This window comes from Saccharophagus degradans 2-40 (assembly GCF_000013665.1).
GTDB lineage: Bacteria > Pseudomonadota > Gammaproteobacteria > Pseudomonadales > Cellvibrionaceae > Saccharophagus > Saccharophagus degradans.
Genome location: NC_007912.1, coordinates 2,127,063 through 2,140,061, shown reverse-complemented (window position 1 = coordinate 2,140,061; position 12,999 = coordinate 2,127,063). Strand labels below are relative to the sequence as shown.

13 protein-coding genes are annotated in these 12,999 nt (G+C 45.9%); 4 read left to right on the top strand and 9 right to left on the bottom strand.

Annotated elements, in window-relative coordinates; all coding sequences use genetic code 11:
* Nucleotides 1–604 precede the first annotated feature (604 nt).
* Nucleotides 605–1,939, top strand: coding sequence for an aminodeoxychorismate synthase component I (gene pabB / locus SDE_RS08745; RefSeq protein WP_011468151.1), 1,335 nt, complete (start codon nucleotides 605–607; stop codon nucleotides 1,937–1,939).
* Nucleotides 1,940–1,991: 52 nt separating this feature from the next.
* On the opposite strand, the gene thrH is transcribed toward pabB, so the two are convergent.
* Nucleotides 1,992–2,609, bottom strand: coding sequence for a bifunctional phosphoserine phosphatase/homoserine phosphotransferase ThrH (gene thrH / locus SDE_RS08740; RefSeq protein WP_011468150.1), 618 nt, complete (start codon nucleotides 2,607–2,609; stop codon nucleotides 1,992–1,994).
* Nucleotides 2,610–2,870: 261 nt separating this feature from the next.
* On the opposite strand from thrH, the gene SDE_RS08735 reads away from it, so the two are divergent.
* Entirely contained in the window at nucleotides 2,871–3,596 is a 726-nt protein-coding gene (locus SDE_RS08735) for a phosphoadenylyl-sulfate reductase (RefSeq protein ID WP_011468149.1), read from the top strand.
* Nucleotides 3,597–3,607: 11 nt separating this feature from the next.
* On the top strand, nucleotides 3,608–3,943 hold the full coding sequence (locus SDE_RS08730; RefSeq protein WP_011468148.1) for a hypothetical protein: 336 nt from the start codon (nucleotides 3,608–3,610) through the stop codon (nucleotides 3,941–3,943).
* A gap of 116 nt (nucleotides 3,944–4,059) precedes the next feature.
* On the opposite strand, the gene cysB is transcribed toward SDE_RS08730, so the two are convergent.
* Nucleotides 4,060–5,034 (bottom strand): HTH-type transcriptional regulator CysB, encoded by a 975-nt coding sequence (cysB, locus tag SDE_RS08725; RefSeq protein ID WP_011468147.1) that lies wholly within the window; start codon nucleotides 5,032–5,034, stop codon nucleotides 4,060–4,062.
* A 191-nt stretch (nucleotides 5,035–5,225) separates the two neighbouring features.
* Between cysB and SDE_RS08720 the strand changes: the two genes are divergently transcribed.
* Nucleotides 5,226–6,011, top strand: coding sequence for a sulfite exporter TauE/SafE family protein (locus tag SDE_RS08720; protein ID WP_011468146.1), 786 nt, complete (start codon nucleotides 5,226–5,228; stop codon nucleotides 6,009–6,011).
* Between the two features lie 42 nt (nucleotides 6,012–6,053).
* Here SDE_RS08720 and SDE_RS08715 read toward each other — a convergent pair whose 3' ends face one another.
* The 7 genes from SDE_RS08715 to SDE_RS08685 form a co-directional block, all read right to left on the bottom strand.
* On the bottom strand, nucleotides 6,054–6,968 hold the full coding sequence (locus SDE_RS08715; RefSeq protein WP_011468145.1) for a 5'-nucleotidase: 915 nt from the start codon (nucleotides 6,966–6,968) through the stop codon (nucleotides 6,054–6,056).
* A gap of 2 nt (nucleotides 6,969–6,970) precedes the next feature.
* Entirely contained in the window at nucleotides 6,971–8,329 is a 1,359-nt protein-coding gene (locus SDE_RS08710) for an alanine/glycine:cation symporter family protein (protein ID WP_011468144.1), read from the bottom strand.
* 65 nt (nucleotides 8,330–8,394) lie between these two features.
* Complete coding sequence (locus tag SDE_RS08705; protein ID WP_011468143.1) at nucleotides 8,395–9,405, bottom strand: D-cysteine desulfhydrase family protein; 1,011 nt, start codon at nucleotides 9,403–9,405, stop codon at nucleotides 8,395–8,397.
* 102 nt (nucleotides 9,406–9,507) lie between these two features.
* The gene (yajC, locus tag SDE_RS08700) at nucleotides 9,508–9,837 is read right to left on the bottom strand and encodes a preprotein translocase subunit YajC (RefSeq protein WP_011468142.1); all 330 of its coding nucleotides are present in this window, start codon (nucleotides 9,835–9,837) and stop codon (nucleotides 9,508–9,510) included.
* Nucleotides 9,838–9,982: 145 nt separating this feature from the next.
* Nucleotides 9,983–10,903, bottom strand: coding sequence for a helix-turn-helix domain-containing protein (locus SDE_RS08695; protein WP_083763119.1), 921 nt, complete (start codon nucleotides 10,901–10,903; stop codon nucleotides 9,983–9,985).
* A gap of 322 nt (nucleotides 10,904–11,225) precedes the next feature.
* A complete protein-coding gene (bcp, locus tag SDE_RS08690; RefSeq protein WP_011468140.1) occupies nucleotides 11,226–11,702 on the bottom strand; it encodes a thioredoxin-dependent thiol peroxidase in 477 nt (158 codons plus the stop codon).
* A 203-nt stretch (nucleotides 11,703–11,905) separates the two neighbouring features.
* Nucleotides 11,906–12,889, bottom strand: coding sequence for a malate dehydrogenase (locus SDE_RS08685; RefSeq protein WP_011468139.1), 984 nt, complete (start codon nucleotides 12,887–12,889; stop codon nucleotides 11,906–11,908).
* Nucleotides 12,890–12,999: the final 110 nt, after the last annotated feature.

Sequence of the window (12,999 nt, the reverse complement as noted above, 5' to 3'; positions counted from 1 at the left end):
ATGCTTGAATAGAGTGTATTTGATCAGGCGTGGCTTTTTTCAGCCAGCTGAATAGATTGCCCAACCGCAAGCAATGGAATTGGAACTTCAGTTCATGCTTATTTTTAAACCAGCGTCTCGACAGCACACGTCAACTATCAGCATCGTAGCCCCCAATACAGCAGGCAAAAATAGTTTCTCTCTATTTGACTTCAGAACGCCAATATCCTGTTGCTACGTTTCAGCTGAAAGAAAAAGGCAACAACCACCTCTTCCATATAACTATTGTAGCGTGACGTAAATTGCATACAGCAACTCGTTTTCACAGGTTGCAAACCCAAATTAGACAAACTTGCTCTTACCCAACTAAATCCTCGGCAATAATAAGCTAGTAACCACAAGGGTTAAAGCACGCCAAATCAGGGCATCCAACAGTAAGTTCTTTAAAAAGATTCCAACAAAATGAACCCCTCACTTTGAATAAAATCCACAATACTATACCGGAATGGAGGTATACCGAAAGCCGCGCAGTTAAGCCTCCCAAGCGAAACCCAGCTATCAGGCGCGTAGCAATTAGAAGGTAAAGTCCGTAAAATGGCGCTTCAATTCAGTTCAGATAACGTGAATGCCAGAAGTACAATTGTCAGCCTTACCCTACCTACCCTCTAGCCTGCCATTTTTCAGTGAGCTCGCAGACGAGCGTGTGCCTGTTTGGTTAGATAGCGGCAAACCATTATCTAATTACGGCCGGTACGACATTATTTCGGCCAACCCAGTAGCAGTTCTATCGGCCACGCATTCAAGCCCTTCTGCTCAGTTCTTAAAAGAAGTAGAAGAATCTCTCGCGCACCACTTCACAACGGTAAGTGCGCCACAGGGGTTGGATATTCCCTTTATTGGTGGTGCCATAGGGTATTTGAATTACGAGTTCCAACACGACCAATACAAACTGCCTTGCACACATAACAACCCCGTTGCCGAGGTGGGTATCTACGATTGGGCGGTTGTGCAAGATCACCACTTAAAACAGAGTTATTTGATTACCCACCCAAACTGGCCCCTGCAAAAAGTACAGCACTTGCACGCTCGCCTAAGTGCTTGTGCACAGGCTGAACAAGCCAAACAGCGCCCGCCTTTTGTTATTGATAAGTGGAACGCTACCACTAAAGCGCAAGATTATTTAACGGCCATTGCAACCATACAAGATTACATTTCAGCCGGTGACGCCTATCAGGTGAATTACTCGCAGCAATTTTCTGCCAATTACACCGGCCACCCACTGAATGCTTACATCAAAATGCGTCAGGCGGTACCCAGCCCCTACTCCGCCTGCTTGATGTTTCCAACTGTAAATATTCTGAGTGTTTCACCAGAAAAATTTGTATCGGTAAAAAACAACGCAGCAATAACTCAACCCATAAAAGGCACTGCTGCACGTGGCGATACACCACAAGCAGATGAACAACTCGCTAATGAGTTATTACTAAGCGAAAAAAACCGTGCAGAAAACTTAATGATTGTAGATTTACTACGCAATGACTTCAGTAAAAACTGCGAACCACATTCGGTTAAAACCACTAAACTGTTCGACTTAGAAAGTTATGCCAATGTGCACCATCTGGTAAGCACCGTTACAGGCAAAGTAAAAACTGGGGTATCTGCATTAAATTTTTTAAGTGATTGCTTCCCTGGCGGGTCAATTACCGGCGCCCCAAAAAAACGCTCGATGGAAATTATTAATCAACTCGAACCCCATGCGCGACATATCTATTGCGGCAGTATTTTCTACCTCAGCGCGCACGGCGATTTAGACTCAAATATAGCTATTCGAACTGCACTTTTGGATAACAACACAATTTACTGTTGTGGCGGTGGCGGGATAGTCGCGGACTCGGACGCTAGCGCCGAATTTGACGAAAGCATTCAAAAAATAGATAAGTTTTTAGCCATTCTCAAATAAAAAAGGCGCCGTAGACTTAGCCTAGGGCGCCTTGTACTCACAGTCTAAAAAATTAAAGCGTTAAATCTCTGTTACTCGCTTTAATGAACTCTTTCTTTAAATCTTCAAAAGTGTGTACCGCTGGGAATTGTGGGAACTCAGCAATAACGTTATCTGGAGCGTGGAACAATATACCTGCGTCGGCTTCGGCAAGCATGGTGGTATCGTTGTATGAGTCACCAGCAGCAATTGTGCGATAGTACAAAGACTTAAAGGCCACAATAGACTGACGCTTAGGGTTCGCCTGACGAATGTTATAACCAACAATCTTGCCAGTTTCGCTTACGGTAAGCTTGTGACACAACAGCGTTGGGTAGCCAAGTTGAGCCATTAGCGGAGCGGCAAATTCATAGAAGGTGTCAGATAAAATAACTACCTGAAAGCGCTCGCGCAGCCAGTTGATGAACTCTTGCGCGCCCTCTAAAGGTGAAAGCGTGGCAATAACCTCTTGAATCTCGTTTAAGCCTAAACCTGCCTTGTCTAGCTCGTTAAGACGCATAGTCATCAGCTCGTCGTAGCAAGAAATGTCTCGCGTAGTGGCTTTTAAGGCTTCAATCCCCGTTTTTTCGGCGAATTTAATCCAAATTTCGGGAATCAATACACCTTCAAGATCCAAACATGCTAGTTCCACTTTCTGTTCCTCACAGCTAAGTTAATATCTGTTCCCAATAGCGGGATTTATGGGCCGCCAATCTAACGCTTTCCCCCATTCGATGCAAACATGATCGACAATTTAGCCAACAAAATAGCCAATACGCAGGCGTAATTGCCCTTTTTTAGCGCAATCTAGCATTTAGGTATATAAGTATAACCTTCCACTATTTTTAAACCGCCCTTGCGTCTGGTATTCTTGCCAACCTTTCAAAACTGTCCCACAAAGGCTGATCAACAAATGAGCAACACCATCGACTTCACCGATATTGATGCGAAGCTGCAACAAGCTTCACCGCAAGAAATACTCGCTTACGCGCTTGCCGAAAACGACAACCTCGCAATATCGTTTAGCGGTGCAGAAGATGTTGTACTAGTTGATATGGCTTCTAAAATAAAACCCGGCGTTCAGGTGTTTTGTTTAGATACTGGCAGATTACATGCAGAGACCTACCAATTTATTGAGCAAGTACGCAAACACTACGATATTAAGCTCGACGTGTTGTTTCCAGATTCTGCCGCAGTACAGAAGCTTGTGGCGGAAAAAGGCCTTTTTAGCTTTTTCGAAGACAATCACCAAGAATGCTGTGGCATACGCAAAGTAGGCCCTCTGCGCAAAAAACTATTGGAAGTAGACGCTTGGGTTACGGGCCAGCGCAAAGATCAGAGCCCTGGCACACGCGCCTCTATTCCGGTAATCCAAAACGATCGTGTTTTTGCACGCCCAGGAGACACCCTAACCAAATTTAACCCCTTGGTTAATTGGACATCACAACAGGTTTGGGATTACATTCGCTCTGAAGGCGTACCATACAACAGCCTGCACGATCGAGGCTTTGTCTCTATAGGCTGCGAACCCTGCACACGCCCAACGGGCCCTGGCCAGCATGAGCGTGAAGGCCGCTGGTGGTGGGAAGAAGCCACCAAGAAAGAATGCGGTTTACACGCCACTAACGTTAAAAAATAGGAGCGACAGCGATGAAAATTACTTTAGTAAAAAAGATACTTGCAGATGGGTCGCCCTGTAAAAAATGTGGCGATGTATTAAATAAACTTGAGCAAAGCGGCCAAATGGTGCGCATCGATCAAGTATTAGTTGCCGATGAGCGCGACGAAACAAGTGAAGGCATGGTGTTAGCTAAGCAATACTCGGTGGATCGCGCCCCATTTTTCATTGTCGAAAATGAAGGCCAAGAGCCAGTAATCTACACCGTATACATGAAGTTCGTGAAAGAAGTTCTCGATCAAAAAACCGAGGAAACAGACGAGCTAAAAGAAATTATGGCCGATAACCAAGACCTAGATTTTCTATAGTATTTTTTTTGTAGCAGCCTCTATATTAATACGCGGTTTCAAGTAATCGCCGCTACCCAAAACGCAAAAAGGCCAGCAAGAGTTACCTCTTACTGGCCTTTTTAATTTTTCTCGCCCTAATATTCAGGCAATTCGATATTAGAGAACAGCTCATCCAATTCAAGCTTGGAATGACGGTTAAATGCCTCGTTTACCACCTCTTTAGTAAGGTGCGGCGCAAACGCCTCTATAAACTCATACATAAAGCCGCGTAAGAATGTGCCCCTGCGGAAACCTATTTTGGTAGTGCTAGCACGGAACAAGTGACTAGCATCCAGCGCCACCAAATCACTGTCTTCCTGCTCGTTGTAGGCCATTTTAGCCACAATACCTATGCCCAAGCCCAAGCGTACATAGGTTTTAATTACATCGGCATCTGCCGCGGTAAAGACTACCTTAGGCGCTAAACCATGCTCCAAAAATGCTTCATCTAGGCGCGAGCGGCCGGTGAACCCAAATACATAGGTTACCAGCGGGTGTTTAGCTACATCTTCCAAGCTAAGCATCGATAACTGCGTTAGTGGGTGCCCCTTAGGAACAAGAATACAGCGGTTCCACTTGTAGCAAGGCAACATAATTAAATCGCTAAATAGCTCCATTGCCTCAGTGGCGATAGCAAAATCTACGGTGCCGTCTGCAGCCATTTCAGAAATTTGCATCGGCGTACCCTGATTCATATGCAGCGAAACATCAGGGTAGTTTTGAATAAACTTACCTATTACAGGCGGTAAAGCGTAGCGCGCCTGGGTATGCGTAGTAGCAATAGATAGGCTGCCTTTACGCTCGTTGCTGAATTCCTGCGCAACCTGCTTAATGCTCTCTACTTTACGCAGTATCTCGCCCGCAGTACGAAGTATTGCCTCCCCGGCAGGAGTAATGCGCGTTAAATGCTTGCCGCTGCGCGAAAAAATTTCTACACCTAGCTCATCTTCTAGCAACCGGATCTGCTTACTAATTCCAGGTTGCGATGTGTACAAGCTCTGTGCCGTAGCCGATACGTTTAGCTCGTGATGAGCGACTTCCCAAATGTAACGTAACTGCTGCAGTTTCATATGCCCTCCGCTTGGCGATCACACCATTATTATCGGGTGTGTGATTTTGCACGCCTATTGTCTAATTTATGTACAACCACACATTTGATTATAAAAATATATGAAAATATTCTTTTGAAGAATAGTTATAAATAGCTATATTTGCCAACTCTAATTGTAATTTAGCAGCGGATCACACAATTTCCCATTATATGGACATCCTTTTTTATATTTTTGCAGGCGCTGGTGTCGGTTTAGCCGTTGGTCTGACCGGTGTAGGTGGCGGCTCATTAATGACTCCTCTGCTTATACTTTCTGGCGTGCCTGAAAAAATAGCCATTGGCACCGATCTTCTCTATGCCGCGGCAACCAAAACCGGCGCAATGCACGCGCATCACCGGCAAGGCACAATTCGCTGGCAGATAGTATTAATGCTAGCAGCTGGCAGCCTGCCCGCCTCCCTAATAACAAGTTATATTCTAAATACTTGGGATTTCGACTACGGCCCAAGGCTGTCTAATATTCTTGGCGTCATGCTAATTCTTACGGGCGTTGTAGTATTTTTAAAGCAGCGCCTACAGGGTGAAACCTCCGCAACCGAACTCAGCGTTGGCTGGGTGCACAAACACTCCAAAAGTATTACATTTTTTGCCGGTATAGCACTTGGCGTATTTGTAACTCTATCGTCGGTAGGCGCCGGCGCCTTTTGTGCCGCCTTGTTACTCACCCTCTACCCGCGCCTGCCTGCTTTACACGTAGTTGGAACAGATATCGCCCACGCAGTTCCCCTTACCTTAATAGCCGGCATTGGGCACTTTTTTAACGACAATATTGATTTCAAATTACTCGGCGGCTTGCTTATTGGCTCGCTCCCCGCCGTACACCTCGGCTCAAAAGCCGCAGCCAAAGTACCTAATTCCATTTTGCAGCCAATTTTGGCCTCGCTACTTATTATTATTGGAATTAAATTCGCCTTCTTTGCCGGTGCTGGCCACTAGTTTTTATTTTTTAGCTTTTGGCTTTACTGCTTTTTTAACCCATTATTTATCAAGTAGTAACTTATTCGCTACACCATGGGGTACATGGCCTGTAGCAACGTGATCTTTTGCCGATTGGCAGTGACTTTGCTGATCATCAAAAAACACATCTGCGCCGTAGGCCTTCAAAAATTGCCCCTTATCTAAACCGCCCAAAAATAGCGACTCGTCGATGCGGATATCCCACGCGCGCAGGGTTCGAATAACGCGCTCGTGTGCAGGCGCTGAGCGGGCGGTAACCAGTGCCGTGCGTATGGGGCACTCTCCACCTTTAAACTCCTGCTGCAAGCCCTGTAGCGCCGCCAAGAACGATTTAAAAGGCCCGCCACTCAACGGGGTGCGCGCAGAAGCTATCTCGCTTTTGGTAAACGCATCCAAACCATCTTGCTTATACACCTGCTCGGCTTCATCAGAAAAAATAACGGCATCGCCGTCAAACGCAAAACGCAATTGGTCCTGCTGGGATGGGTCGCGCTTTGCAGTTAACAAGGTGGCCGCCGCAACGCCGTTATCTAGTGCGTTGCGCACATCATCGGCATCGGTCGATAAAAACAAATGGCTGCTAAACGGAGCAATATAACGGTAAGGGCTTTCCCCACCAGTAAATGCCGCGCGCGCAATTTTTAATTTATAGTGATTTATTGAGTTAAACACTCGCAAGCCAGTATCGGCACTGTTACGCGAGAGCAAAATCACATCTACACGCGGCTCCCCATCGAGCATCTCGTTAATGGCCAATAGCTTTTGCACCATAGGAAATGCGTCACCAGGCTCTAAAGGCGTATCTTCGTGTTCAATTTGATACTTTGAGTAGGCCTCTAACCCCTCGTTAATAAAAACTTGATGGCTCTCATCTAAATTGAACAGCGCTCGCGACGAGATCGCGATAACGAGCTTATTGCCAACATTATTAGCCATATTTATTTATCCGCAGCCTTTTCAACTTTATTAGACGCGTAAAATTCACGCGTGAGTTTTGCTACCACCCCAGAAAGCAACAACAGGGCGACTAAGTTTGGCAGTGCCATTAACCCGTTTAGAATATCCGCAATGATCCAAACCACTTCAAGCTTAAGCATAACCCCAACCGGAATAGCCATAACCCAAGCGTAACGGAAAACACGTATGGCGCCCCGCCCAAACAAATATTCTACGCAGCGCTCGCCGTAGTAGCTCCACCCTATTATTGTGGTGAAAGCAAACAATACCAACGCCACAGAGACAATTTTGTCGCCGTATGGCAATACACTGTTAAACGCAGCCTGTGACATTGCCGCCCCCTGCTCTGTGCCTGCCCATACACCGCTAACAATTATCGCCAGCCCTGTAATTGAGCACACAATCAACGTATCGATAAAAGTACCTAACATAGCAATTGTGCCTTGACGCACCGGGCTATCAGTTGCCGCTGCCGCGTGTGCAATAGGTGCACTACCTAAGCCGGCTTCGTTAGAAAACACACCGCGCGCAATACCTTTTTCAATAGCCAGCGCAACAGCGGCACCTGCAAAACCACCTTGCGCCGCCACTGGGCTAAAAGCACTTTTAAACACTAAAGCAATTGCAGCGGGAATTTCAGCGAAGTTAGCACCCAGTACAATTACCCCTGCCACCAAATAAGAAAGCGCCATTAACGGCACCAGCTTTTTAGCAACCGTTGCAATACGAGTTACGCCGCCCCAGATAACCGCCCCGACTAAAATCATAAGCACGAATGCAGTAATTACACGGTTCACACCAAATGCGTCGGCGAGCGAATCTGCCACCGAGTTAGCCTGCACCATGTTGCCGATACCAAAGCCTGCAATCGAGCCAAAAAATGCAAAGCAGGCAGCCAGCCACAACCAGCGCTTGCCTAAACCATTTTTGATGTAATACATCGGGCCGCCAACGTGCTTACCCTCAGCGTTTTTTTCGCGATAGTGCACCGCACACACGGCCTCGGCATATTTTGTTGCCATGCCAAACAGCGCGCTGCACCACATCCAAAACAACGCCCCAGGGCCGCCTAGACCAATGGCAGTAGCCACCCCAGCAATATTACCGGTACCAATAGTTGCCGAAAGCGACATCATCAGCGCGGAAAAAGGCGCTACCGTACCCTCTCCATTCGCCGACCGCCCCCTTATTAGCTGCACAAACGCAAATGGTATGCGGGTAATAGACACCCCGCGAATAATGACGGTAAGCCATATACCCACCAGCAAAATCAGCGCTAAGGTGGGTACGCCCCATACCCAGCCACTTACTGTGTTCAACACAGACAATAACAGTTCCATTTACCCACCCTAAATTTTTATCCGGCTTATTTTTATTTATACAAATTCACACTTTTCTGGTGTAGCTAAAATTCATCTCTATAGGGGAAAAGGCCAAAAATCCCCCCAGTGTGTACAAATACAATGTCTTTCATATTTGCCCAGCGCCCCGATTTAATTTCTTGCACCAACCCATAAAATGCTTTGCCTGTGTAAACGGGGTCTAGCACCACCCCTTCGGTGGCTGCCAACCAGCGAATACGCTCCAGCAACTCAGGGTAGGCTTTTGCATATCCTGGGCCAATATATTTATCGATAGTATTTATTTGTACCTGAGTAGCTTGCTGAGCAGATATTCCAGCTGCCTGCCCGTACTTTTGCTGCCACAGGGTTATATCTTGTTTAGCTTTGCGCTCAAAGTAAGCCTCTGAGTCGCACACAGCCATACCCACAACCTTTGCTTTACTCCCCAATATGTGGGCCCCTAAACTTAATCCAGCCTGTGTCCCGCCCGAACCTGTGGCGCATACCACCAAATCAGGGTTAATATCTCGCTCTGCCAACTGAGCTTCTAGCTCAGCAAACGCATCAATATACCCCCAAATACCTATTTCATCGCTTGCCCCAGTAGGAATACACCACGCCTTGCGCCCCTGCTGCGCGTAATGGTTCTGCCAATGGGAGAATAACGATGTTAGATTTTTGGAATAGTCTGCAACTGAATATTGAGATATCTGAGCACCTGCAAGGTCATCTAGCAGTAGGTTGCCATCGGCAGCACTGCCCTTTTGTTGGCCGCGCAATATAAGGTGGGCCTTTAAACCGAGTTGAGCCGCCACCAGCGCCGTAGCTCTACAATGGTTAGATTGCAGCCCGCCGCAAGTGATTAGCGTATCTGCGCCGTTTGAGAGCGCCTCAGCCACCACGTACTCTAATTTACGCACCTTGTTGCCGCTTAACGTAGAGCCCGTTAGATCATCTCTTTTAAGCCAAATACGCGGGCCGCCCAAAATTTGAGAAACACGATCTAATGGCTGGAGCGCTGTAGGAAGGTTAGCAAGTGAAGTTTTGGCAGGTCGATAAGTTGTCATAGGCATAAATTACTTTTATTGCTTTAAGAGGTAAAGCTATCGGGCACAAAAAAGGCCGCTAAGCGGCCTTTTAACTAGGTTGTTACACGCAAGTGCGACTGTTACAACTTAGATTGACTTAATAGTGCCCTTTGGCAATACCGCGTGCACCGCTAGCTTTTGGAATTTAAGCTTTACGTTGTCCGATACTTCTAGAGTGATGTAATTATCATCAACTTCTACTATTTTGCCTAGCATGCCACTCGTAGTAACTACCTCGTCGCCCTTGCTAAGGCCACTGGTGAGCTCTTGATGCTCTTTTTGACGCTTGCGTTGTGGACGAATGATCACGAAATACATGAACAAAAACAAGCCGCCGAGAAGTACGAATTGGAACCAACCGCCTGGCTGACCTGCAGTTTCTGTTTGCGCAACAGCGTCTTGGATAAAGAACCCCATGGGTTTACCTCATTATGTTTCTAGCTAATGGTTTTTCTTACTGGTTTTAAGGCGGGTAACTCTACCGGAGTTGGCGTGCTTCGACAAGCGCAAAGACACCACCCGATAAGGCCAGAAGCCAAATCGGGTAAGAGGTTGTCAAACGCTAAACGTAATCGCGGAAAAGCTTTCTAAAAGTACTGGGAGAAAGACCTGTCCAACGTTTAAAGGCGTTGGTAAAGCTAGTTCGATCAGAAAAATCTAACGATGCAGAGATACTGTCGATGCTTTGATGCTGCTTAATAAGGTAATCGATGGAATAGTGAAACCGGACTTGGTCACGCAGTTCAGCAAAGTTTACATCTTGCTGCTGTAAGCGACGCTGAAGAGTACGTTTTGAAAGATTTAACTCTTCCGCAACGTGGCCAATACTTAGGGGAGCATGACCAATTCGGCGCTGAAGCACCTCCACTACTCTTGCGGGCACCCCAAACACCTCAGGCAACCTTGCCTGTTCGAGATACTCATCCAATGTTTTCACAGAACCCAGGGCAAACATCGCCTGGTCAGTTAACTTACGTTGAGCTTGCGCTCTTAGTTGATCAGTCATAAAGGCCACTCCTTCAGCCAATAGTTCGATAAATACCACGTCCTCGGCACTAAACTCCGTTAGCCTCGCTTCTGGCGCCGTAAAACACATTACACCCGGCTCAGCGAAGTGGGGCTGCACGTAGGTTCCGAGATACGCACCTACTTGTGTTTGATTATATGCCATAGCTGGCACTTTGCCACACATCCGCTCAACATTGGTGTATGCACACGTCTCATTTTTCTGAAATACAGTCAAACAAGGTGTTTCTTGCAGGCTTAAATGCTGACCAACATAGAAACCTTCACACTTACCACCACAGGCTACAACCTCAAAAATTTGGGCCGAAACTGGGCGCGTAAGCAATGCTGTTTCCATGCCGAGCTTTTTAATACCGGCATCAAGCAGGCTGGTTATCGCTTGGTTGAAGGAATCGTATTTATAACTGTGGGCTAGAATACGATATGAATAGACCATTGCCTCCAACGGGCTCTTCATATCGTAACTGTCTTGACTCGGCAAATAAACTTCTTCTGCCTCCGGGAGACTACTACTTTGGACAAGCTTCAAAACGGTCACCGTATGTGCCCTGATCTACAGGCACTTATAATTAAATGTTTTAAAAGGCGATATAAAGCTGAATGCAGCTTACAGGTGTAACGTATTTCTTTGAAGCTCCCCCGACTAGTCTCAAAGGCGCCACAATGAAGCTTTATACGTCATTAATTAATTTTAACTATACAGTACACATTAGATAGCATGTTATCAATCATTTTGACGCCATATTCCCAGTATGGCGCCAAGTTCATTTATGCACACATTAGTCGGCAAGATCCTTCAAAACAGCCAGCACATCGTCGTGGTGGGTCTTGGTTTTTACCTTATCGAACACATGTTTTATCTTGCCATCCTTTCCCACAATAAACGTTGTGCGAAGAATTCCCATAAACTCACGCCCCATAAATTTCTTTAACCCCCACACACCATATTTTTCTGCAATTGCGTGATCTTCATCTGAGAGCAAATCAAAATTTAGTTCTTGCTTCTCTATAAATTTTTCCAACCTTGAAACTGGGTCTGGGCTTATTCCAAAAACAACCGCATCAACATCTTCTAATTCTTTTTTGCTATCACGCAAACCGCACGCCTGAACTGTGCAACCCGGCGTCATCGCTTTTGGATAAAAATATACAACTACATTTTTCTCACCAGCAAAACTACTTAACCGCACTTTTTCGCCAGCTTGATTACGTAACGTAAATGCCGGTGCTTTTGCGCCTACTTTAGGTAAAGCCATAATAAATCCTTAATTAAAATTAATGTGTATTTAAAACTAAACGTAAAACTTTTATATTTTTTATCAAACCAAATTTAAAACAACTATTTTTATAGTAGTTATCTAGCATCTATAGGGTTGCAGGTGAAAACTTGGTGAAATTAAAGCAAAAAAAAACGCGCGATGTAAGTCGCGCGTTTTTAAAACAGAAAACTAATTAAAAATTAAGCAGGCAACAAAGATTTTACAGCGTCGCGCTCTTCTTTTAATTCATTTTCAGTCGCGGTCATTTTAGCGCGAGAAAACTCATCGATAGTTAAACCTTGAACAATTTCCCAGTCGCCGTTTTTGCAAACACATGGGAAAGAGTAGATTAAACCTTCTTCTATACCGTAGCTACCATCGCTGTATACGCCCATAGAAACCCAATCGTTCTCTGGCGTACCCAAAGCCCAATCGCGCATATGGAAAATTGCAGCGTTAGCAGCAGACGCAGCAGAAGACGCTCCACGAGCTTTAATGATAGCTGCACCGCGTTGCTGAACAGTAGGAATAAAGTCGTTTTCGTACCAATCTTTCTCTACTTGCTCAACGGCAACGTCGCCTTTAACCAAAGTGTGGAAAAGATCTGGGTACTGAGTAGCAGAGTGGTTACCCCAAATAGTCATCTTAGTGATGTCTTCTAAGGTTACGTCTAGCTTAGCAGCTAGCTGAGACAAACCACGGTTGTGATCCAAACGCATCATAGCGGTGAATTGACGTGGGTTAATGTCTGGAGCGTTACGCTGAGCAATCAAAGCGTTGGTGTTTGCAGGGTTACCTACAACCAATACTTTAATGTCGCGTGAAGCGTGATCGTTAATCGCTTTACCTTGCACAGAGAAAATAGCAGCGTTAGCTTCTAGAAGGTCTTTACGCTCCATGCCTGGTCCACGAGGACGCGCACCAACAAGCAATGCGTAATCGGCATCTTTAAAAGCAACATTTGGGTCGTCCGAACATACCATTCCAGCCAAAAGCGGGAAAGCACAGTCATCCAACTCCATCGCTACGCCTTTAAGCGCTTCTAAAGCTGGGGTAATTTCTAACATTTGTAGAATTACGGGTTGATCTTTGCCCAACATTTCGCCAGCGGCGATGCGGAACAACAAAGAGTAGCTGATTTGACCAGCGGCGCCGGTAACGGCAACACGAACGGGTGCTTTCACAAGATTTCTCCATCTGTTGAATTTGGTTTCAGGGTTTACATTGCACCCTAAAGCGGGCGCAATTATAGAGAAATGGTAGGAAAAGTCATTATTCTTACGTGAAAATGACG